Origin of the sequence: Deinococcus sonorensis KR-87 (assembly GCF_040256395.1) — a bacterium.
Lineage (GTDB): Bacteria > Deinococcota > Deinococci > Deinococcales > Deinococcaceae > Deinococcus > Deinococcus sonorensis.
Genome location: NZ_CP158299.1, coordinates 601,088 through 621,775, shown reverse-complemented (window position 1 = coordinate 621,775; position 20,688 = coordinate 601,088). Strand labels below are relative to the sequence as shown.

Sequence of the window (20,688 nt, the reverse complement as noted above, 5' to 3'; positions counted from 1 at the left end):
TGGCGGCAGAGGTGACGGACCCTGCCCCAGGCCGAAAGCGGGAGTTCGTTCCTCTCATAGCTGAGTGAAGGAGTGGCCATGACCCTGACTGACAAGGACGCCGTGCTGTACGCCATCCGCCACCTGGTCGACCGATGGAGAACGCTCGACCCTCAACGCTTCGCGGCCTCGTTCTCAGAGGACGCAGAGTTCACAGACGTTGTAGGCAACACTGCCCGGGGCCGGCCTGCCATTGCAGAGCTGCACGTCATGCCCTTCACACGGCTCTTCAGGGAGGCGGTAATCGACGTGGGGGACACTCCCATCCGGTTTGTGACGCCGGAAGTGGCCTCCGTGGGGGTCCACTGGACCATGCATGGGCACACCTCCGCCCAGGGGGAAGTCCTTCCACCACGGCAGGGCATCCTGCATGTGGTCGTGGCCCAGCAGGACGGGCAGTGGTGGCCGGTCGTCGCCCACAACACGGATCACACGGCGGTGTACAGCCGCAGCAGTGCTGAGCCGGCCCCCGGCCACAATGGGTGACGTCGGGAGCGTTGTTCACGGCCGCTCAACCGGGAACATTGGTCTCTTCCGGGAAGTCGAGGACCCGATCAGGCGCTGCGAGGATTTCCTCACCACCGTCGGTTCGCGGCTGACGGGCAAGAGCAGCAGAGCGTCGGCAAGTCCCTGTCCCGGACTGCATAGGTTTGCCTGACTCCTCCACGCTGCGGGACGCGTTTGACGCTTTCCGCAGCCTCCTATCCGGTCCCGAGTGCCAGTTCGGCGGCGCCCACAATGCCCGCGTCCTGGCCCAGTGTGGCCAGCCGCAGCGGGGTGAAGTCGTGCAGCGCGCCGGTGTTGCGGCGTTCGTGTTCAATCAGCGGCAGCAGAGTCTCGGCCTGCGCCATCAGGCCGCCGCCCAGCACCACCACGTCCGGGTCCAGCAGCAGCTGCAGGTTGTGCAGAAACAGCCCCAGGTGCGCCGCCGCGTTCCGCAGCAGTCCGGCGGCCTGGGGGTCGCCGGACTGCTGCCGGACGAACAGGTCCGGGACGCCGGTCGGCCGGCCGTACACGAAGCTGGCATCCCGTGCCAGAGAGGCGCCGCTGGCATACGCCTCCAGGGTGCCGAGGGTGCCGCTGCCGTCCATGGTCCCGAAAAAACCGATCCGGGTGTGGCCCACCTCGCCGGCCATGCCGGTGCGCCCGGTGAAGATCCGGCCGTTCAGGATCAGCCCGCAGCCGATGCCGGTGGACCAGGTGAGATAGACGCTGTGGCGGCTGCCCTTCGCACTGCCGTACCGCGCTTCCGCGAGCGCGGCCAGATTCGCGTCGTTCTCAAACGCCACCGGCCGCCCCAGACGGCGGGCGATCACCTGCTCTACCTTGGAGTCGTTGAGGCCCTGAAGGTTGGAGAAGAAGGTGGTTTCGCCGTGGACCACCGGCCCCGGCACGCCCAGCCCCACCGGCAGGGTTGTGCCGCCCTGCAGTTCGTTCACCATCGCGTCCACGCGCTCCAGCAGCGCTTCCAGGCCGCCGGGGGTGGGCACCTCCAGCCGCCGCTGCACCTGCCCGTGGTGCACCAGGCCGGCCGCCAGTTTGGTGCCGCCCAGGTCCAGGCCGATGGCTGGCCCCGGCGAGGGGAGGCCGGCCGCGTCCGCCGGGTCGGTCCGGTCCTGCACTAGCGGGTCACCTTGGCGCTGCGGACCGGCTCGCCGACCCGCTCGACCCGCTGGCCGGCCAGGTCAATCACCACCTGCTGCACCGAGACGCTCAGCGGAAGCAGGGAGCCAAGCTGGCCAGGCCAGGCAGCATCGCTGGCCGGTGCCGTCAGGGAGAGGACCGGGCTGCCGGCCTGCTGGGCGGCCTGCAGGATCAGCTCCGCGGTCTGCCGCTGGTGAGCAGATTCCTCCGCCGCGCGCAGCAGCATGACACCGAGGCCGGGGCCGAGCAGTTCCAGCGGGCCATGCCGCAGCTGGCCCAGGTCGTAGTGCAGCGCCGGGAAGCGGCCCAGTTCGATGGTGCCCAGCGCGGCCATGGCGGCCAGCCCCGCCAGCCCGCCGGAGCCGGCAAAGACCATCGCCTGCACCGACCGGAACGCTTCGAGGCCCACCGGCGGCGCGCTCAGGTCCGGCAGTGGCAGGGTGGCGCTGCCCCAGGCCCGCAGGATCAGGCCGTGCAGCACCAGCGTCAACAGGTACGAGCGGGTGGCTGCGAAGCCCTGCTCGGCGCCGCCCGCCGCGATCAGACCGGGCACCTGCCGGGCCAGCTGCCCCTGCGGGTTGAGGGTCAGGCCGAAGACGCCGGCCCGGTCTGGCCCGGCCGCCTCCAGATAGCTGTGAAGCTCGCCGGACTCACCGGACTGGCTGACCAGCAGCGTCACCCGTTGCGGGTCCGGCGGCAGCGGCATGCTGAGCGCCTCGTCCAGCGACACGGCGACGGTGAGCAGGCCGAGCGCGCGGTAGGCCGCCAGGGCTGCCGCGTTGGCGTGGTGGCTGGCGCCCATGCCCAGCAGCAGCAGCGAGGCGCCCGGCTGGCGCAGCCGCGCCGCGATCCGCTCGGCCCCTTCGCGCTGAGCGGGGTCGCTCCAGGTGGTCTGGGCATCCTGGGCCTGCCGCGCCTGTTCGCGCCGGATCAGTTCCAGGCCGGTGGGAGAAGAGGTGAGGTCGGTCATCCTTTGACGCCTCCAGACGTCAGGCCGGCCAGCAGGCCGCGTTGCAGCGCCACGGCGATCAGCACGGGGGGCAGCGCGGCCAGCACGCCGGCGGTCATGATCAGGCCGTAGTCGGTGGCCCGCCCGGCGGTGAAATCGGAAATGGCCACCGGCAGCGTCTTGGCGGCCAGGCCATTGGTGAACAGCAGCGCGAAGAAGAATTCATCCCACGACAGCAGGATGGCGAAGATGGCGGTGGTCACCACGCCCGGCAGCGCCAGCGGCACCGTGACGCGCGTCATCACCCCGAAGCGGCTCAGCCCGTCCACCAGCCCCGACTCCTCGATCTCGCCCGGCACGCCGTCGAAGTTGGACTTCAGCAGCCAGGTGGAGAACGGCATGATGATGCAGCAGTACACCAGAATCAGGCCCCAGACGGTGTTGAGCAGGTGCAGGCGGGCCAGCAGCTGGTAGAGCGGCAGCAGCAGCGCCACCGGCGGCAGCATGTAGGTGGCCACCACGCTGGAGAGAATCCAGCCTTTGCCTCTGGGCGCCCGCGACAGGGCGTAGGCGGCCGGGATGCCCACCAGCAGCGCCAGCAGGGTGGTGGTGAACGCCACCGCCGCGCTGTTGCGCAGCGCGTACAGAAACGCCTGCCCCGGCGTGTTGTCGCCGAGGGTCAGCAGTCGGCCATAGCGGGTCCAGTCGGGGTGCTGCGGCCACCAGTGCAGCGGCTTCACGGTCAGTTCGCCGGCCGGCATGATGCTGCTGACCACCATCCACGCCACCGGCAGCAGCACGCTGGCCGCGAAGACCAGCACCGCCAGATACAGCAGGGCGCTCTGCAGCGGCTGACGTCTCACGCGGGCCCGCTTCCGCTGCCCTGGCGGCGCATCAGCAGCAGGTACCCGGCGATCAGCACCGCGCTGATCAGCACCATCACGTTGGCGTAGGCCGCCCCGCTGCCGGCCTGCAGGTACGTGAAGGCCTCCTGGTACACCGAGAAGGACGCGGTCTTGGTGGCGTCCGCCGGGCCGCCGCGCGTCATCACGTAGATGATGTCAAAGACCTTGAAGGCCTCGATGGTCCGCAGCACCACCGCCACGCTCAGCGGCCCGAGGATGGCCGGCAGCGTCAGCCGCCAGAAGCGCACCCACGCGGAGGCGCCGTCCAGCGACGCCGCTTCATGGATCTCGGCCGGCACGCCCTGCAGCGCGGCCAGCGCAATCATGGCCACCAGCGGATAGTTCTTCCAGACGTCCGCCAGAATCACCATCAGCATCGCCGAGGACGGCTCGCCCAGCCACGAGCGGTAGCCGCCGATCAGTCCGGTCTGGGTCAGCAGGGCGTTGAGCGCGCCGTACTCCGGGTTGTAGATCCAGCGCCACATGGTGGCGTTCACGATGGTGGGAATCGCCCACGGCAGGATCAGCAGCGCGCGCGCCAGCGTCCGGCCCCGGAAGCGCTGGTTGAGCAGCAGCGCCACCAGCACCCCCAGCACCGTCTCCAGCGCCACCGACACCACCGTGAAGGTCGTGCTGTTCCAGAGGGTGGCCAGAAATTCAGGGCTGGTCAGCGCGCCCTGGTAATTCGCCACCCCCAGCCACTGCGGCGGGATGCCCAGCGCGTTCAGGCTGGCGTCGGTGAAGCTGAGGTACACGGTCCGGACCAGCGGGTAGCCGATCACGCAGGCCAGGATCACCAGCAGCGGCAGCAGAAAGCTCCAGCCCTGAAAGCGGGCGGCCGGGGCGTTCCCTCTGCGGGCCGTCATTACCGGAAGCGGCTGGCGGTCCGGGCCGCCGACGTCCAGGGCCTGCGCGGGCGTCTGGCTGCCCAGCAGCGCTTTCTGCAGGGCGGTCTGCAGCACGGTGCTCAGCTGCGGATACTGCGCGATGGTCGGCCGGGGGAACATCACGTTCAGCGACGTGCCGGCAGCCTTCACCAGCGCCTCCTGGCCCTTGGTCACGGCCGGCTTGCTGTAGCTGGCCTTCCAGATCGGCAGGCTGAGCTGCGCGAACTGCTCCTGCACCGGGGCGGAGGTCAGGTACTGGATGAAGCGCCACGCCTCGTCCTTGTGGGCGCTGCCGGTGGGAATGCCCAGCCCCATGCTGCCGTTCATGGCGCTGACCTGACTGACGCCCGCCACGCCCGGCGCCGGCACGATGCCCACCTGACCGGCCACCTTCGACTGCTTGGGGTCGTTGGCCATGTTGTACATGTAGGTCCAGTTCAGCGCGAAGGCCGCCTTGCCGTCGGAGAAGACCTTGCGTACGTCCTCTTCCAGGTACTCCTTGCTGTTGGGGTTGCTCACCCCGCTCTTCAGCGAGTCGGTCATGTACTGCAGCGCCTTCAGGCCGCCGCCGGTGTTGAACACGGGCTTGCCGCCGGCGTAGAACTGCCCGCCGAAGGCCGAGATCAGGGTGGTGTAGTCGCAGATCAGCGCCTCGGCCTGGCTCCAGCTCCAGACGATCGGGTACTCCACCAGTCCCTTGGCCTTGATGGTCGCGGCCTGCTGCTGCAGCTCGGCCCAGGTCCTGGGCGGGGCCGCGATGCCGGCCTTTTTCAGGATGGCCTTGTTGTAGTACAGGTACTTGGTGTCGAGAATCCACGGCATGCCGTACCGCTTGCCGCCGGCCGTGACGGTGGTCCAGGCGCCGGAAAACACGCGGGCGTTGTCGGCCGCCGGAATGCGGTTCGTCACGTCGACCAGAAAGCTGTTCTTGGCGAACTCGGTGGGCCAGATCACGTCGAACAGCACCACGTCGTAGCCGTTGGTGCCGGCCGAGGCCGAGCTCACGATCTTGTCGTGCAGGCCCTCGTACGGCACGAACTCCAGGTTGACCTTGATGTTCGGGTTTTTGGCCTCGAACGCTTTGGTCATGTCCTTGATGTTGGCCTCGCTGTAGGCCGCCTGTTTCATGAACAGGGCGTTGAGCGTGACGGGGGCCGCACTGGCCGTGGAGAGCAGCAGGGACAGACTGAGCAGCACTCGTTTCATGACAACCTCCGGAGGGGAGCAGGGGGGAGCGTGGGTCGGGCGGCCGGGCGCGGGGCCGCGGGTGGGGCCGGCGCGGGCCCGGTGGCGAGCATGGTCTGGGCGTAGCGCAGGCGGCTGGCGGCCAGGGCGCCCAACGCCGACCCGCTCTCGTCGAGCGGTGACGGCACCACCTGCAGCTGAGGGGCCACCTGCTGCAGCCGCCGGTCCAGGCGGTGGTCGCCGCTGGCGTCGTCGGTCACGATCACCAGATGCAGGTCCAGCGCGGCCGCGATGGCCGCCACCAGATACGTCAGCGCTTCCTGACGCGGCAGCGTGGGGAGCTGCTCCACGAAGGTGGGCGTCCGCCGGTACGGCCAGCGGGCCAGCGCCAGTTCGCCGGCCCGCCCGTCGGAGCCGCGGTAGATGGCGCCGTCCAGGTACAGCCCCAGGCCGATGCCGCTGCGGCGCTGCACCAGCACCATGAAGTTGTCGTGGTCGGTGGCGGCCCCGTGGTGCTTCTCGCCCAGCGCGCGCAGGTTGGCGTCGTTCTCCACCACAAAGGCGGCGCCCGCCTGCGTCACGCGGGCCTGCAGCGGTGCCAGATCGAACTGCGGCAGCGAGTTGGGTTCCAGCAGCGCGCCCTCCTCGGCCACCGGCGCCGGAAAACTGACCGTCACCTGCCGGACCGGCCCGAAGGGGGGGGCGCGCAGCAGCTGATCTACAGCGTTCAGCAGCTGGCGCTGCAGGTCCGGGAGCTGCTCGGCCTGCAGACGCTGGCGCTGCTGCCGCTCCCCACGGACATCGCTGCTGAGCACCCAGAGGTCGGTCGGTTGACAGTCGATGCCGATCAATGTGCCCAGCTGCGGATGCAGGTCCAGGATGCCCGCCGGCCGCCCCGCCGCCCCCTCGGTCTTGCGGATCTCCATCACGTAGCGCTGCTGTTCCAGGTCTTTGGTGATGGCGTTGATGGTGACGGCCGACAGCCCGGTGCGCTCCGCCAGCTCGCCGCGCGAGAGACTGCCATGTTCCAGCAGCTGCCACAGCACCTGCTGACGGTTGTGTTCCCTGAGCCTGCTCGGCTGGACCGGTTCGATACCGCCACCTCGCTTTTTTTAATTGGCTTTCTTAACTTATAAGCCGCTTCGTCAGCTGTGTCAAGGCAAGGGGCAGGGCGTGGGAACGACCGGCTGTCCTGCAGGAGCGTCGGGCCCTATCCGGCGTGCGCGCCAACCCGGCTGGAGCGTCAATCTGCTCCTGCGCGTTTATCGGATGGGTTGGTGCCAGCAGCTGACCGGGCACGTCCTGGAGCTCCAGAGGGCCAGACGATGGGGTGCGGCGCTGGCGTGGCTGGCTGCTATGCGCAGCGAGCGTCATCCACCAGCCAGACCCGGCTGAGCGACAGGGACTTGAGGCGCCTGCGGCCGCTCGGCTGAATCGGGGCAGCGTATGGCAGCGGCGGCCTACGGCCTAGCGGCTGGCCCGCTTGCACCACTGCAGGTCGTGGTTGTTTCCCGCCTGGACATCCTTCAGGTCTCGGATCACGATGGTGTCGCCGTCCATCCGGCTGCCGGTCTCGTCAGGAAAGCCGTCTGGGATGTACATGCCGACCCAGCCATGCCCGGCCAGCCCGCCGCTCTGGAAGGTCAGGGTGCGCGTGCTGGCCTGATAGCTGGAGGCGCCGGGCGTCTTGTCACTGAGATAGCGTCGGGCGTCCAGAATGGTCAGCTCCGGTCGCAGGGCGCCCAGGGTCCCGGCGGTCACGACCCCGTGGCAGGTGTAGTGGCCGGGCGTGATGTGCGAGGCGTCGAAGCGGACGGGGGCCGGTGCGCGGTAGTTCGCCCGCAGGGCCGCGACGACCTCCGGGTAGGTGAACCCGGTGTTGACGCGGCGCTCGTCCTCGGCGGTGAGCTGGAAGGCCACCCCGCGCGCCTGAATCAGGCAGATGGCAGCCTGCGGCGAGATGGTGCTCCACAGGCTGAAGAACGACTCGCGCGTAACCGGCTGGCCCGAGAAGTGGTAAGCGCCACAGGCTGGATTCGCGGCCGCCGTCGGCTGGGGCGGGGCGGCGGCTGGTGCGGACGCCGTCGCCGGGCGCGTCGCGGGCGCGGCCGGCGCGCCAACGCTGGCCGCGCGCTGCCGGCCCGCCAGGAATTCGGCGCGGCTGACCTCACCGTCATGGTTGGTGTCGCTCTGGGTGCAGTTGCATCCGGTCAGCTCGGTGCCGGACAGCCAGCCGTCCTGGGTGAGGTCCAGCGCCGCGAACTGCTGCTCCGCCGTGCCGGTGGGGAGGGCGGCCTGACCCACCTTCAGCGCACACCAGCCCAGAATGGCCTGGCCGCCGGACTCCATCCACAGGCCCGCCAGCGTCTGCCCGCTGCCGGTCAGCCGGAAGGCGTTGACGGAACCGTCCGGACCCTCGCTGTGGTCCAGCAGGTCGTAGCGGAAGCCCAGCGTCTGCATTCCGCTCCGGAAGTGCACCTGCAGCTGATCACCCGCCTGTGGCCACGCCACAAACTCGCTCTGCCGGCAGCTGCCGCCGGCGGCACTGGCCGCGTCCCGCAGGCTGGCCGCGAAGTCCGCGACGCTGGCCCGGTTGCTGACGATCACTGCGCCGGGCGTAAAGGTGGCGTTCACCAGGCTGCTGGCCGGCCCTGAGGCCGCAAGACCGGAAGACCACGGTCCCAGCAGCAGGGTGAGGAGGGGAAGGGTGGACCGGGGCAGACCGTTCGGCATGGAGCGTCCTTTCTTCAGGGGAAGGAACAATGGAGGGCAGGGTGTCCCTCAGGATACCGGTCACCCTGCCCGGACGGCCTGCCATATGGAGGATGTGGTGGCCTGGGGCGACGGACGTCAGCGCTGCTCTGCGTTGCCTGAACGCAGCCGCTGGGCGGTGGCCAGGAAAGGAGCGCCCAGGGCCGGCAGCCCGTGGTGCCTCAGATAGAGGCCGGTCGAAACACGCTCCAGAAAGCCCCACTCCCAGATGGCCTCAGCGTCGGTGCTGGTGTCCTGCGCCAGCCGCTCACACCACGCCCGCAGTTCCCCTTGCGGATCGTCGGAGGCCAGCAGGTGCGCGTTCCACTCGCGGACCGCCACGCCCAAGTCGTACTCGGGCTCGCACCGGAAACCTTCCGGATCCACGAACACGACCCCCGTCTCGGCCCCTGGCCGGGCGCGCTCCACCCGCAGCAGGTTCCCGGCATGCGCGTCTCCGTGCACCACCACCTGACGCCTGGGCTCGCTGGCGTGCAGCCGGGTCCTGGCATGGTCAAGCGCCTGCTGAATCACTGCCTCCTCTCCCGGACCAGCGTGCGAGGCGCCCAGCGTCTGCACCAGGGCAAAGAGCTGGGCGGCCTTGTGCTCATCCACGTGCTGCAGCGGAGGGAACAGGTCCAGCGGCAGGTCCCAGACCAGGTTCAGTGTGCGGGCTGTCAACGACAGCACGTCGGGGATGCTGGACGCCTGAACGGGGGCTCCGAGCGCTTCCAGCAGCAGCGCTCCCTGCGCCGGGTCATGAGCGAGCACCTGCACGTAGCCGCGCCCCTGGGCCGCGACCAGGGTGGACATCTGCGTGGTCAGCGCGGCTTCCGGAAGTGCGACCTTGAGCACGGCCGGCTGGCCCTCCGCCGTGGTGACCTGACAGACGTAGGAGCGGCTTCCGCCCGCGATCGGCGCTCCTCGCGTCAGCATCCACGCCTGACACACCTCCAGGACGATCCGGGGCAGCGCGTCCAGCCAGCGCTGCCCTGGTGCCCCCACGCTCTGCGCATAGGCCCGCACCTGCGGCTGCACCTCGATCGGGAGCGGCTCGTTCACGTTCCAGGAGCGTACCACCCGCTATGGGTGGGGCTGAGGCTGGACGGCCGTCCGGTCACGCGGGAGCGTCCGGCCGGGCGGTCCGCGCTGGCAGCGGATGGTCTGCCTGGGTCTCGATCAATGGAACCGTCAGGCGGATTCAGCTTCGAGGATCGTCCTGGATCTAAGGCACCAGGGCCCAGTGCAGCAGGCCGTCCGGCCAGCTGTCCTGCGCCGCCTGGATGGCCGCCTGTGGATCGCCATCCAGCCAGGTGTGCAGGTCCTTGCTCAGCAGCAGGGCCGGCATCCGGTCATGCACCGTGGCCAACTCACCCACCGGCGCACGCGTCACCACCGTCACCGACTCCAGCACCCCTGCCGGTGTCTCGGTCCGTTCCCAGACCCCAGCCGCCAACAGGGGTCGGCCGTCCGGCCGCTCGACCCGGTACCAGCGTTTGCGTTCGCCCTTTCTGGGCGTGTGGCTGGGGTCCGGTTCGAAGAAGGCGCTCATCGGTACGATGCAGCGCCGGCCCTCCAGGAACGCCGAGCGGTAGGTGGGCTTGCTGGTCAGGGTGTCCAGGCGGGCGTTGGTGGTGGTGACGCGTTTGTAGTCCTCGGGGGTCTTGCCGGGAGGAATCAGGCCCCAGCGCAGGGGGGTCGCCTGGTACCCGCCTTCGGTAGTTCGTACGGTGAGCAGTGGATCGGTGGGGTTGATGCGCTCGCGGTCCCCTTCCCAGGTGAACACCGGACCGAACAGCTGCTGGAGATCCTGCTGGGCCCTGGTGCTGAAGCGGTCTTCTGCACGGTTACACATACATCGCCTCCGTTTTTACGTACATAACATAAGAATAGCGCAGAGTGACGGCGATAGGTCCACCTGAACATCAGGCCGGATTTCCTTGATCCAGCCGCTTGAGCAGGGCTCGGGCCAGGTGCGCTCACCAGCGAGGGTTCAGCTGCTCACCACTCAACGGTTCTTCGGACCATCCATTCCCGGTGCCCCGCCCTTCGCACCCCCATGCCCATGATGTGACGGGGGGTCTCTTTGCGGACAATCCGAGTTCTTCGACTGCTCCACGCGCTGCGGCTGCGGATGACTGGCCTGGGTCACAAGAAGGACAGCAGGCGCAAACCTGAACTGTTGGGACAACTCCCGGATCAAGGCAGGCGGCGTCGCCAGGCTGGAACACGGCCCGGTCCTCCTGGCCACACGGGTGTGTGCGCCCGCCTTGCTGCTGCCGGTACGTCCCTGATCAGGGTCTCGGTGCCCGCCTTCGATTCTGAGCCGCTTTCAGGCGGGCCAGCTGAGGTCCATGGTGACGGAAGTGGACGGCCATGAAGGCCAGGCCCTGACGGGCGGTGAGGCGGCCCGCCACCGGGTGCCGAAAGACCGAGACCGCTGGCCGGTCCAGTGTGGCGAGCAACTCGGCCAGCTCCCGGCGGGTCACGTCCCAGCGCGACCACACGGCTGCGAGGTCCAGACCGTCGACCTGCGGGGCCACGTTCCCCGCCGTGCCAGGGGTCCGGATTCTCAGGCGCGAGGACATCACCAGCCACATCACCGCGAACGTGACATAGGCCCGCAAGTCCGGCACCGAGGGGGGCTGGGTGAGCTGGTGGTGGGCATTGTCGAGCAGGGCGCGCTCCACCCGTTCCAGGTGGTCCACCACGCCCAGCATGGACCACTCGTCGGGAGCTGGCCGGAAGGTGAGCCACTCGGGCGGCAGCCGCTGAAGCTGCCGCCCGAGACGGGCCCGCTCACGTTCAAGCACCGCGTGGGCCGACAGAGCGGGGGAGGGCATGCGACAGTATAAAACCGGCCCCACCGGCTGGCCGCCCGATCGCGATGGGCATAGGTGCTGAGCTGTCGGAGGCAGGACGCTGCTGGTCAGCAATTCACTTGTGGGGAAAGACATGGTCTGCTGTGAAAAGAGGGGAAGCACCCTGGCTTTCGCTGTCCTTCAACGTCCGGTGTTGCTGGTGTGGGACGCCATGCGCGGGGCTGTTCGGGCCATCCTGAACCCCAGCGACCGTTGAACAAGCGTGTTCATGGCGTCCCAGGTGCGGTCCCACGACATTCCAGACAGCAGCGTGTCGGCCTGGCGCTGCCGATCGGTGTGGTCGGCCTCCAGGGCATGGGCAATCGCCTGTTCAAATGCCTGCGGGTCGGAGGCGATGCTCACGAGGCCGCCGTCACCGTAGGGCCGCACCACATCATGGATCGCCGTGCTGACGACCGGCACGCCGGCCGCGAGGTACTCGGGTGTCTTGGTGGGCGAGATAAATTCGGTGGCGGCATTGCGCGCGAACGGCAGCAGGGCCACGTCCCAGTGCGTGAGGTACGCGGGCAGCTCCGCGTACGATTTCATCCCCAGGTAGTGCAGGTTCGGTCCCTGCGGCAGCTGCGATGGGTCGATCTTGACGACCGGGCCGAGGAACACGAACTGCCACTCGGGTCTTCGCGTGGCCAGGGTCCGGACCAGTTCCAGATCGAAGCGTTCATCGATCACCCCGTAGAAGCCCAGCCGGGGACGCGGCAGGGCCTGCTGGTCCGCCGGGTCCGGCAGGCCCTGCCGCGCCTGGGCAAAATGGGCGACGTCCACGCTCGACGGAAACGCGTGGACGTTCGGATGCTGTGAGCGCTTGGCTTCCCAGAGGTGGTGCCCGCCGGTGAACACCACGTCTGCCTGTCGGAACAGGCGCTGTTCGCGGGCCTGTAACTCCGGTGGCGCGTCACAGAAGCCGCCCAGCTCATCCATGCAGTCGTAGACCACGCCGCCAGTCTCGAAGAAATCGGTGACGGGCAGGAGCATCGGCGTGTACACCCAGGCGAGTGGCCGACGCACCTGCTCGGTGTGCAGGAAATCGGCCAGCAGCTGACCGATCCGGCGTTCGGCCTGGACCCACGGCAGATCGGTCCGCAGGTGGGGCGTCACCACCGTCACCGGCCCGTCCTGCCGGGTCTCCAGGTGCGGCTCGGCGGCGTCGTGGCGGGGCACCTCGCAGTAGTACACCCGGCGCTGGTCAGCGGCGCGGCTCATCAGATGCTGTGGACGCTGGTACACGAAATCCCAGCGCAGGTGCGCCAGGCAGAGCACGTCAGGATTCAGGCTCATCACTCCTCCTTGGATCAGTCGGCGGCGTCGGCCAGGTAGCGGTCCAGGGCCCGCTCGAAGCTGGGCATCAGGTGGCCGCGGCGGCTGCTCAGGGCGCTGTATCTCGGCCGTGGCGCCAGCCAGCCGGGCTGGGTGCCGAGCAGCGGCTGCACGGCGTCCCCAGGCAGGCCCCTGGCCTCCGCAACGACCCGCACGAAGTCCGACCAGGTCATCTCACCGTCGTTGACCAGATGCCAGATGCCCCGCTCGCCGTCGATCAGCAGGTCCAGGCTGGCGTGGACCAGGTCCGGCATGTAGGTGGGCGAGAAGGCGTGCTGATGGTCCAGGTGGATCACCTCCCCGGTGCGGACCCGGGCCAGCGCCCGGCTCAGGGCGCTCCAGCGTTCTGCCGGGCCGAACAGCGCCGCACTCCGCACGATCAGCGTGCCGGGGTGGTACGCGAGGGCCTGGCGTTCCGCTTCCAGCTTGGCCCGCCCGTAGGCATTTACCGGGGCCGGCGTGTCGAGTTCGTGGTACGGGGCCCGCCGTTCGCCGGCGAACACCTGATCGGACGAGAAGCTGAGCAGCTGCACGCCACCGGCGGCACACGCACGCGCCAGCACGGCGAGCCCCACCGCCTGTGCCCGCCAGAAGTTCAGGCGGTGGCGTTCTGCCGCGTCGATGTGGCCGTACCCGGCGGTGTGCACCACCGCCCACGGGTCCAGCTGCTGCAGCGCGGCGCCGATGGCCGGCGCGTCGGTGAGCTCGGGCAGCAGCTGATACGCCAGACCACGCTCCACACACAGGCGGCGGACCGATCGCCCCAGGGCGCCCTGGCCGAGAATCAGCAGCGGCCGCGCCGTCCGGTCCGGCGAGGGGGCCCGTCTCGGGGCGGACGACCGGACCACCGGGAAGAAGTACCGGTCCGGCCGGTCCCAGAAGCCCGGCGAGGCCAGCACCGGATGCGGCGCTGCGCGGCCGTCTGCACAGTCGCGCAGCAGCGTGGCGAGCGCGGTAGGCCGCGGCGCTGGCCCACGGACATCGAAGGCACCGGGTTCGTAGTGACCCTTGAGTTCGGTGTGCAGGGTGTTCCAGTCGAAGCTGCCCAGCACCGCCCACGACGTCACGGCCAGTACCTCCACACCCTCCTGCCGGACGCGCTGCGCGGCCTGCCAGAAGGTGCTGAACCAGCGCAGCTGCTCCTCACGGGTGCTGCCCAGGTGCGCTTCGGTGATGGCGATCGGCAGCCGGTAGCGCGCCCACACCTCGCGCAGCAGCCCTTCGATGCCCGCGAGGTCCTCATACACCCGCACCGCCTCGATGTCGGCGTACTCGGAGCCGCACTGGTGATGACCGGCGTAACGTTCGGTGCGCTCGTCCAGGAAGCGTTCGCTGGTCACGTAGTAGTCCACCCCGACGATGTCAGGCGGGCAGGGGTTATGGCGCAGCCACGCCAGTTCCTCTGGGGTGGCGCCGGCCTGTAGCAGGTAGGTCCACAGCGGATGCTGCTCGTCCACCCGGCCACACAACAGGTCGTAGGCCAGCCAGCGCCGGTCATTCTGGAAGTCCGCTTCCGGCTGCATGAACGGCGTCGCGTGCGTCTTGCCCAGGTCGTCGGTCTGGACCAGCTGGGCCTGCGGCTGCACCTCGCGGATGGCGCGCATCGCCAGGACGGTGCCGCGACATTCGTTGAGCAGCATCCGCACAAAGCTCGCGTCGCTGGTGTGATGCGGGTACCACACGCCGTACAGCCCGCTGAAGCGCGCGGTGGTGAGTGGTTCGTTGACTGGCGTGTACAGGCGGAGCCAGGGGTACCGTTCGGCGACCTTCCGGGCGTAGGCGGCCAGTTTCTCCGGGAAGTGCGGGTCGAGCAGATCGGTGTACTCCGGACCGCTGCCGTGATGCAGCAGGGTCGCGATCGGCTGCAGGTCCAGCTCACGCAGCCGGGTCAACCGCTCGTCGGTCCAGCGCCAGTCCGGCTGCTCCGGATCGGTGGGCGCGACCATCTCCCACAGCACCGGGTAGCGGATGCGGCGCGCGCCGAGACCCGCGAGGAGATCCAGGTCGTCCGGGCGGCGGCTGTGGCCGCAGGTGTCGAGCTGATGGAGGTACTGGTCCTGGACCCGGTTGAGGGTACACTCCACCCCGATCCAGACTTCCAGCGGGGCGGGGGCCGGGTGTGCTGTCGGTGCCGTCATGGTCGGACGTGCTCCCGAGGGCCGTCAACGTGCGTTCTGTCAGAGGGAAGCATGGTCCCGGTATTGTCTTGCCGCCCATTCGGGCGGGCGCTTGGTCTGGCTGAAGGGCCATGTTGACGCTTCCTGTGGCTCTCCTCGATTTCCCGCAAGAGGGCTCTGGCGTTTTCTCATAGAGCCGGCGGGACCCCACGAGCAAGGGCGCCGCCCTTTCGTGGCTGGGTGCCTGCCTTGCGAACGCATCAATAAGGAAGGCCCCTCCTGTCAACCAGGAGGGGCCAGAGCGGCGGTGGGGAGGGACGCGGCGTCTAGTGGTGTCCGCCCGCTGCGGGTGGCGTGCTGCCGTGGCCGTTCCCACTGCCGTGGCTGCCGGCATTGCCCTGCCCTCCTGAGCTTCCTTGTCCGCCAGCGTTCCCCTGCCCGGAGTGGCTGGTGCTGGTGCCGGTGTGTGCCGGGGCGGACGGCGTGGACGGGACAACGGCCACAGGGCGGTGTGCCTGACCGGGAGCAGCGTCGCGGTTGATGGCCGCGACCAGCGGAATCACCTGGGCCTTGCCCTGGGCGTTTGTCACGCTGACGAACAGCGGGCCGCCCGCACTCACCTTGGCGGCCAGCGTGTAGGTGGCTGAGGTGGTGCCGCGCGTCACGCTGACCCGGGTGGCGCTGCTGAGACTGGCTCCCGCCTCCAGCTTGAGGGTGCCGTCTGCCTGCAGGGTGGCGATCAGGGCGCCGTCGGCGCCGACCAGCGTCACCACGCTGCCTGCGGCCACCAGGTGGGTCAGGCTCGACAGGGAGGTGCTGGACGCGTCATCTGGGGTGGACGGTGTTTCCGGGGTGCTTGGGGTGCTGGGCGTGGCGGTCTGGGCCTGAACCAGCCCCAGGGCGAGGACGGCGGTGAACATCAGCAGGTGACGCATCGGGACTCCTGGAGGGGCTCGTGGGTGCTGCATCCGGGCAGGGCCGCACACGCCGAGCAGGGAGAATGGGGAAGAGGGTGCGGAGTCAGGACACGGAAGGCCGCACCAGGCAACGAAGCCATGAGCAGGAGGCCCAGGGTTCAGCCTCACTCTGCGCCGGATGGTCTGGGCCCGGTACACCCGGATTGGGGTGGGGGAGTAGAGGAGAGACCATCAGGGCACTTTGCCGGATTCAGGCGGTTCGGCTAAATGCTTAGAAGTCGACCTTTCTCCTCGAATATCGCACAGCGGCAATGGCTTAATTAAGCAAAGATTAAACTATGTCCTCACGTACCGACCTGTCCGTCGGCACTCCGCCGCTCCCCTGCTCCTCTGTGGAGTGGCGGCGATGACCGCCACCCTCAGTGTTCAGACCTTCGGGATCGGTCAGGGCCGCGTCGTCCGCGCCGGGCGTCCGCTGCTCACCACGTGCGGTCAGGTGCATCACCTGTTCTTCTACCTGCTGGCGGCCCCGGAAGGCCGGAGTCGCCACCAGCTGCTGCACGACCTGTGGGACAGTGACGACACGCCGGCGGCGCTCAACCGTCTGCGCGTCACCGTTCACCGGCTCAAGGCGGCCTTCGGCGGCCTGAGCGTGGTCCAGGAGATTGGCGGTCACTTCCGCCTGGCGCCGGAGGTGGCGGCCAAAGCGGACGTGAGCACCTTTGCCATGCACGCCGCCGCTGCCCGCACCGCAGGCAGCGTGGCTGGCCGGCAGGCGGCGCTGGAGGCCGCCGTGGCGCACTACCACGGTGACTTTCTGCCGGAGCTCTCGTGCAGCTGGACCGATCAGGCGCGCGAGCAGTACCGGCAGCAGTACGTCCAGGTGCTGCTGGATCTGGCCGCACTGCACTGTGACGGCATGGAGTGCTCGCACGCCACCCACCGGCTGGCCGAGGCACTGAAGGCCGATCCGTTCCTGGACGAGTCGCTGCACCGCAGCCTGATCAGCTGCCTCGCCCACTCCGGCGACACCAGCCGCGCCGTGACGCACTACCGCACGCTGGTCCGCTTTCTGCGCGACGAGCTGGGCGACGTCCCGATGGTCCAGACCAGCGAGGTGGCCGAGCGCGTGCGGACCAGCCGTCCGGTCTGCCCCCACCACATCGGCACGTCCGCCCCGTGTCCGCGGCTGGCACGGCAGATGCCGGTGCCTCCGGCCCAGGACCTGCAGACGGTGCCGGCCCTGCTGGAGCTGCTCAGCTTCTCGGAAGCGTTGCTGAGCGCGGCCACGCCTGCAGACGCGGCGCGGCTGGCCGCGCCACTGCTGAGCGCGCGGCTGCACGCCTCCAGCGTGGTGATCGGGACGGCCGGACCACAGGGCCAGGGACGCACCGTGTGGCACGCCAGCGGTGGCCACCCGTCGCCGGTGGCGGACCTGCCGCTGGAGGCCGCCCCGGACTACCGCCACCCGTCGCTGGAAACGGGGGAGACGGGACCCGTGGGCCACGCCAGCGCCTGTGAGACGGTGCCGCTGCCCGGCGGCCTGCTGTTCATCCGGCTGGACCGTGCGGCCACCGCCGGTCCCTGGCTGGACGTGGAGCGGTTCTTCCTGGCCCGTGCCACCGCGCTTACGGGGCGGGCCGTGCAGAGGCTGCTGAACTGAGCGACTGCAGGGCAGAGGCGGTGCGTCCATCCTGGACCGTGCCGTAGAGTTCACCCACCACCTGGCGTTCCACCGCCGTCCAGCGGTGCCCCGGCTCGAAGCTGACCAGCAGGCTCAGCAGCACCGGCGCGGGCGCCGCGGCGAGCGGCACCAGCGCCACCGCCTGCGCGCCGGCCTGCACCAGCGGGGCCCACACGGCTGGCCGGTGCAGCCATTTGTCCGCGAAGGTGGCGCCGCCGCGCCGGCTGATCTGCTGCAGCTGTCGGCCATCCAGCAGCAGCGGCTCCAGACGCGGCGCCCACCGCTCGTCGGCGCAGTTGTGTAGGGTGGACACGCCCGCGGGCGTCAGCAGGAGCAGCCGGCTGACGTGCACGTCGAGCGCCGCGTACAGCGCTTCCGTCACCCGCTGGCCGGCCTGTTCGGCAGCCGACGTTGTTGGCCGGGCCCCGTTCATGTGTTCACCCTTGTTCACCACGCCACCCTGGTGTGCTGCCGGTCTGGTCCCGCAGGCAGGCGCCGGGGGCCAGCGCCTCGTTTCGCCTGCGCATGCCGCAGTGTGCCTGAACACGCGTTACAGCGGCATTACACCGGGCATGGCGGGGGTGTAATGGCAAAGTAATCGCGGCCATTCACAGTGGGGTCAGGAAAGCACATCGCCCCGCCCAGCGGGCGCGGCGGTGAGAAAGGAGGACCACGATGGCGATCTTTGGAGAGTTCTCGGAGCTGCCGTTCCCGGAAGTACTGAACATGATGGGCCGACGCTGCGGCCAGCTGCACATCCAGCAGCACGGACGGCAGTACCGCCTGCACATCGACAACGATCAGCTGCTGGCCATCTTCTGTGACCACCAGCTGATCAAGGAGCCGCAGCAGGTGCGCGATACCATCCTTCACCTGAGCCGCAGCCAGGATGGCCGCTTCGAGTTCCACAAGGACTCCCCGAACACCCTGCGTCACCACTACGAATTCAGCATCACCCGGCTGTTGCTGGGTGCCAGCACGGTCATTGACGAGATCAGCCATTACCGTGACCGGCTGCCCTCCCCGGACACCCGCTTCGTGCTGCTCGACGCGGCCCATCAGACGCTCGAGCCGGAGCTGCAGCGGTTCATCGCCCGCACCGAGGTGCAGCTGCTGCTGGGCGCCAGCGCCAACGACCTGGCCCGCAGCCTGGGGTGCAACCCCGGTCAGGTACAGCTGATGCTGTACAAGCTGCGGACCAGCGGCCTGATTGCGCCGCTGCGCGCCCAGCCGACGACAGCGGCCCCGGCGCCGGCGGTCCCGGCGGCCCGCACTGCTGGCGGTCTGGTGGCCCGGCTGCTCGGCGCGCTCGGTGGCCGGCGCAAGGGCCAGCGGGGAGCCGCGACATGAGGCCGCTCAAGCTGGTGGTCGCCGGACCGGTCGCGGCCGGCAAGACCACCTTTGTGCGCGCCCTCAGCGAAACCCCGGTGGTGGACACCGACGTGGAGGCCACCGAGGACATCGGCAAGCTGAACACCACCGTCGCCTTCGATTTCGGCACCCTGACGCTGGACGGCATTCCGCTGCATCTGTACGGCACGCCGGGCCAGGACCGCTTCGACTTCATGTGGGAGCTGCTGTGTGAGGGTGCCCTCGGGCTGGTGATGCTGGTGTCGGGTGACCGGCCACGTGACTTCGCGGCGGCGCGCAACATGCTCGAATTCATCACCACCCGGTATCCGGTGCCGTACCTGCTGGGCGTGACCCGTCAGGACCTGCCCAGGGTCTGGGAACCGGACGACGTCGCCGACTACTTCGACCTGCCCCCCAGCCAGGTGCTGGGCCTCAACGCCACCGATCCTGCCGCCTGTCACGACCTGCTCGCCACGCTGCTGGAACAGCTGGACAGCAGCGCCTCCCGCCTCCCCGACCTCTCGCCCCTTTTTCCCTCCCAGGAGACGCCATGACCGCAACGATGAGCAAGCAGCAGCAGCTTCACGAGACCCTCAACAACCTGCGGGTGAACCTGCCGGAACTGCGCGGCGCGCTGATCGCCACCGCCGACGGCCTGCCGATCGCTCAGGCGATGAATGGCGGCACCGACGCCAACCGGGTTGCTGCGATGGCCGCCACCGCGCTGGGCCTGGGCAAGCGCATCAACGACACGCTCGGCTCCGGCAGCCTGACCGAAATGAGCGTCAGCGGCACCGAAGGCCAGGTGTACCTGTACGCGGCCGGCAAGGGCGTGCTGGCGGTCGTGGCGCCCAGCGGCATGAACCTGGGCCTGCTCCACATGGAAGCGCGCGACGCCGCCCACAGCATCTCCACCATCCTCTGATCGCTGTTCCAGGCGTATGAACGCGCTTGATCGTCTGCTCGCCTCACTCTATCCCCCCAGGAGATCCCCCATGACCGTCACCGCCATCCCTGCCCTGCGTCCTCAGCTGGGCGATTACAGCAGCATCGTGTGCTTCAAGGCCGTCATCACCGGCGTGGAGGACACCCTCGGGCCGGACGGCGCCGCCGTGGTGTTCACCCGCGCTGGCAAGGTGCGCGGCCAGCAGCTCGCCACCGAGCTCGGCCTCGCCGGCAAGAACGTGCCGGTCGACCAGATCGCCGCGGCGCTGGATCAGGCGGTCGGCCGCGGCGGCACCCGGCTGTGCGCCGTGACCCGCTCGTACCAGGAAGGTGACACCATCGTGATCGAGACGCAGGAGACGGTGTGCAGCGCCGGCGAGCCGCTCGGCAGCGACCGGAAGTGCACCTTCACCCTCGGCGCGGTGTGGGGCGCCCTGGAAGCTGTGACCGGCGGGATGTTCCTGGGCGAACACACCGACTGTGTGCTGCGCGGCGGCACCAGCGACAAGTTCGTCTTCAGCCCGCTGTAACAGCAACCGAATCAGAACAACCGGCCGCGGGTCCTTCGGGACCCGCGGCCCTGTTTTGGCATGGGGTTCAGCATCCTAATGGGGTTGCTGCGGTGAACTCTTCTGAGCTCCAGGCACCGGCCGCCGAGTATTCAGCCATCCGGCTGAGGACGTTGAGTCTGCGCGTCTGCCCGGTCCACCTGCAGGCGTCCTCGTCAGACCACGCCCCAATGCCCGGTCGCGGGTTCCTGTCCGGATCGATCCGGACCTAGCTGAGGAAGCAGGTCAGACCGGTGGGAAGGGCAGACCTCATCTGCTTCCAGCTCTCTAAGAACGCTACCCATCTGTCTTGAGTCAACCTCATTTCTGCCTCAGAGCTAGCGTCAGAAGTCCGGAAAATATGTCGGTATCGTTCAACATCAAGAAACATTAAGGTTGGGACTCTCATGCAGGCTGATTCTATGAATCAGGTCTGACACGTCAAAATCTGTCCCTCTCATAATTTTTCAGCACGTGACCCACTAAAATCTCACGTTCTTCATTCGAGGGCAGGTTTTTATGCATCCCGAAGGCAACGTTTACTTTTACTTTAAGCAGCGATCTCTAA

The 20,688-nt window shown here is 68.8% G+C and carries 19 protein-coding genes; 6 read left to right on the top strand and 13 right to left on the bottom strand.

Features of this window, described 5'->3' with window-relative positions; genetic code table 11:
* The first annotated feature begins 78 nt into the window (after positions 1-78).
* Positions 79-525 carry an SgcJ/EcaC family oxidoreductase gene (locus ABOD76_RS08225; protein WP_350244340.1) on the top strand — a complete coding sequence of 149 codons (447 nt, stop codon included), beginning with the start codon at positions 79-81 and terminating at the stop codon, positions 523-525.
* 215 nt (positions 526-740) lie between these two features.
* Here the strand turns inward: ABOD76_RS08225 and ABOD76_RS08220 are convergent, their stop codons facing one another.
* The 12 genes from ABOD76_RS08220 to ABOD76_RS08165 form a co-directional block, all read right to left on the bottom strand.
* Entirely contained in the window at positions 741-1,661 is a 921-nt protein-coding gene (locus ABOD76_RS08220; protein ID WP_350244339.1) for an ROK family protein, read from the bottom strand.
* On the bottom strand, positions 1,661-2,653 hold the full coding sequence (locus tag ABOD76_RS08215; RefSeq protein WP_350244338.1) for an SIS domain-containing protein: 993 nt from the start codon (positions 2,651-2,653) through the stop codon (positions 1,661-1,663). The genes ABOD76_RS08220 and ABOD76_RS08215 overlap by 1 nt, the downstream gene beginning before the upstream one ends.
* Positions 2,650-3,495: a carbohydrate ABC transporter permease gene (locus tag ABOD76_RS08210; protein WP_350244336.1), complete on the bottom strand. Its 846-nt coding sequence runs from the start codon at positions 3,493-3,495 to the stop codon at positions 2,650-2,652. The genes ABOD76_RS08215 and ABOD76_RS08210 overlap by 4 nt, the downstream gene beginning before the upstream one ends.
* Positions 3,492-5,630 (bottom strand): extracellular solute-binding protein, encoded by a 2,139-nt coding sequence (locus tag ABOD76_RS08205; RefSeq protein ID WP_350244335.1) that lies wholly within the window; start codon positions 5,628-5,630, stop codon positions 3,492-3,494. Before ABOD76_RS08205 ends, ABOD76_RS08210 begins: the two co-directional genes overlap by 4 nt.
* Positions 5,627-6,655 (bottom strand): ROK family transcriptional regulator, encoded by a 1,029-nt coding sequence (locus ABOD76_RS08200; protein WP_350244334.1) that lies wholly within the window; start codon positions 6,653-6,655, stop codon positions 5,627-5,629. The genes ABOD76_RS08205 and ABOD76_RS08200 overlap by 4 nt, the downstream gene beginning before the upstream one ends.
* A gap of 421 nt (positions 6,656-7,076) precedes the next feature.
* Positions 7,077-8,342, bottom strand: a complete 1,266-nt coding sequence (locus tag ABOD76_RS08195) for a hypothetical protein (RefSeq protein ID WP_350244333.1) — start codon at positions 8,340-8,342, stop codon at positions 7,077-7,079.
* A gap of 117 nt (positions 8,343-8,459) precedes the next feature.
* On the bottom strand, positions 8,460-9,422 hold the full coding sequence (locus tag ABOD76_RS08190; protein WP_350244332.1) for an aminoglycoside phosphotransferase family protein: 963 nt from the start codon (positions 9,420-9,422) through the stop codon (positions 8,460-8,462).
* 163 nt (positions 9,423-9,585) lie between these two features.
* On the bottom strand, positions 9,586-10,215 hold the full coding sequence (locus ABOD76_RS08185) for an SOS response-associated peptidase (RefSeq protein WP_350244331.1): 630 nt from the start codon (positions 10,213-10,215) through the stop codon (positions 9,586-9,588).
* Between the two features lie 439 nt (positions 10,216-10,654).
* Positions 10,655-11,203: a DinB family protein gene (locus ABOD76_RS08180; RefSeq protein WP_350244329.1), complete on the bottom strand. Its 549-nt coding sequence runs from the start codon at positions 11,201-11,203 to the stop codon at positions 10,655-10,657.
* Positions 11,204-11,362: 159 nt separating this feature from the next.
* Positions 11,363-12,517: a glycosyltransferase family 1 protein gene (locus ABOD76_RS08175; RefSeq protein ID WP_350244328.1), complete on the bottom strand. Its 1,155-nt coding sequence runs from the start codon at positions 12,515-12,517 to the stop codon at positions 11,363-11,365.
* A 14-nt stretch (positions 12,518-12,531) separates the two neighbouring features.
* On the bottom strand, positions 12,532-14,694 hold the full coding sequence (locus ABOD76_RS08170) for a family 1 glycosylhydrolase (RefSeq protein ID WP_350244327.1): 2,163 nt from the start codon (positions 14,692-14,694) through the stop codon (positions 12,532-12,534).
* A 305-nt stretch (positions 14,695-14,999) separates the two neighbouring features.
* Positions 15,000-15,608: a hypothetical protein gene (locus tag ABOD76_RS08165; protein WP_350244326.1), complete on the bottom strand. Its 609-nt coding sequence runs from the start codon at positions 15,606-15,608 to the stop codon at positions 15,000-15,002.
* Between the two features lie 388 nt (positions 15,609-15,996).
* On the opposite strand from ABOD76_RS08165, the gene ABOD76_RS08160 reads away from it, so the two are divergent.
* The gene (locus tag ABOD76_RS08160) at positions 15,997-17,253 is read left to right on the top strand and encodes an AfsR/SARP family transcriptional regulator (protein ID WP_350244325.1); all 1,257 of its coding nucleotides are present in this window, start codon (positions 15,997-15,999) and stop codon (positions 17,251-17,253) included.
* Here the strand turns inward: ABOD76_RS08160 and ABOD76_RS08155 are convergent.
* Entirely contained in the window at positions 17,219-17,707 is a 489-nt protein-coding gene (locus tag ABOD76_RS08155; protein ID WP_350244324.1) for a hypothetical protein, read from the bottom strand. The genes ABOD76_RS08160 and ABOD76_RS08155 overlap by 35 nt on opposite strands.
* A 242-nt stretch (positions 17,708-17,949) precedes the next feature.
* Here ABOD76_RS08155 and ABOD76_RS08150 point away from each other — a divergent pair, with 242 nt between their 5' ends.
* From ABOD76_RS08150 to ABOD76_RS08135, 4 genes are all read left to right on the top strand, one after another.
* Positions 17,950-18,624 carry a DUF4388 domain-containing protein gene (locus tag ABOD76_RS08150; protein ID WP_350244323.1) on the top strand — a complete coding sequence of 225 codons (675 nt, stop codon included), beginning with the start codon at positions 17,950-17,952 and terminating at the stop codon, positions 18,622-18,624.
* Positions 18,621-19,181, top strand: coding sequence for a GTP-binding protein (locus tag ABOD76_RS08145; RefSeq protein ID WP_350244322.1), 561 nt, complete (start codon positions 18,621-18,623; stop codon positions 19,179-19,181). The genes ABOD76_RS08150 and ABOD76_RS08145 overlap by 4 nt, the downstream gene beginning before the upstream one ends.
* On the top strand, positions 19,178-19,552 hold the full coding sequence (locus ABOD76_RS08140; RefSeq protein WP_350244321.1) for a roadblock/LC7 domain-containing protein: 375 nt from the start codon (positions 19,178-19,180) through the stop codon (positions 19,550-19,552). Before ABOD76_RS08145 ends, ABOD76_RS08140 begins: the two co-directional genes overlap by 4 nt.
* Before the next feature lie 70 nt (positions 19,553-19,622).
* Complete coding sequence (locus ABOD76_RS08135; RefSeq protein WP_350244320.1) at positions 19,623-20,102, top strand: hypothetical protein; 480 nt, start codon at positions 19,623-19,625, stop codon at positions 20,100-20,102.
* Positions 20,103-20,688 lie beyond the last annotated feature (586 nt).

What these genes read in the sequence shown, in the direction of transcription:
- ABOD76_RS08225 (WP_350244340.1), top strand. Translation starts at nt 79, where the DNA reads ATGACCCTGACTGACAAGGACGCCGTGCTGTACGCCATCCGCCACCTG.
- ABOD76_RS08215 (WP_350244338.1), bottom strand. Translation starts at nt 2,653, where the DNA reads ATGACCGACCTCACCTCTTCTCCCACCGGCCTGGAACTGATCCGGCGC.
- ABOD76_RS08205 (WP_350244335.1), bottom strand. Translation starts at nt 5,630, where the DNA reads ATGAAACGAGTGCTGCTCAGTCTGTCCCTGCTGCTCTCCACGGCCAGT.
- ABOD76_RS08195 (WP_350244333.1), bottom strand. Translation starts at nt 8,342, where the DNA reads ATGCCGAACGGTCTGCCCCGGTCCACCCTTCCCCTCCTCACCCTGCTG.
- ABOD76_RS08185 (WP_350244331.1), bottom strand. Translation starts at nt 10,215, where the DNA reads ATGTGTAACCGTGCAGAAGACCGCTTCAGCACCAGGGCCCAGCAGGAT.
- ABOD76_RS08180 (WP_350244329.1), bottom strand. Translation starts at nt 11,203, where the DNA reads ATGCCCTCCCCCGCTCTGTCGGCCCACGCGGTGCTTGAACGTGAGCGG.
- ABOD76_RS08175 (WP_350244328.1), bottom strand. Translation starts at nt 12,517, where the DNA reads ATGAGCCTGAATCCTGACGTGCTCTGCCTGGCGCACCTGCGCTGGGAT.
- ABOD76_RS08170 (WP_350244327.1), bottom strand. Translation starts at nt 14,694, where the DNA reads ATGACGGCACCGACAGCACACCCGGCCCCCGCCCCGCTGGAAGTCTGG.
- ABOD76_RS08165 (WP_350244326.1), bottom strand. Translation starts at nt 15,608, where the DNA reads ATGCGTCACCTGCTGATGTTCACCGCCGTCCTCGCCCTGGGGCTGGTT.
- ABOD76_RS08160 (WP_350244325.1), top strand. Translation starts at nt 15,997, where the DNA reads ATGACCGCCACCCTCAGTGTTCAGACCTTCGGGATCGGTCAGGGCCGC.
- ABOD76_RS08155 (WP_350244324.1), bottom strand. Translation starts at nt 17,707, where the DNA reads ATGAACGGGGCCCGGCCAACAACGTCGGCTGCCGAACAGGCCGGCCAG.
- ABOD76_RS08150 (WP_350244323.1), top strand. Translation starts at nt 17,950, where the DNA reads ATGGCGATCTTTGGAGAGTTCTCGGAGCTGCCGTTCCCGGAAGTACTG.
- ABOD76_RS08145 (WP_350244322.1), top strand. Translation starts at nt 18,621, where the DNA reads ATGAGGCCGCTCAAGCTGGTGGTCGCCGGACCGGTCGCGGCCGGCAAG.
- ABOD76_RS08140 (WP_350244321.1), top strand. Translation starts at nt 19,178, where the DNA reads ATGACCGCAACGATGAGCAAGCAGCAGCAGCTTCACGAGACCCTCAAC.
- ABOD76_RS08135 (WP_350244320.1), top strand. Translation starts at nt 19,623, where the DNA reads ATGACCGTCACCGCCATCCCTGCCCTGCGTCCTCAGCTGGGCGATTAC.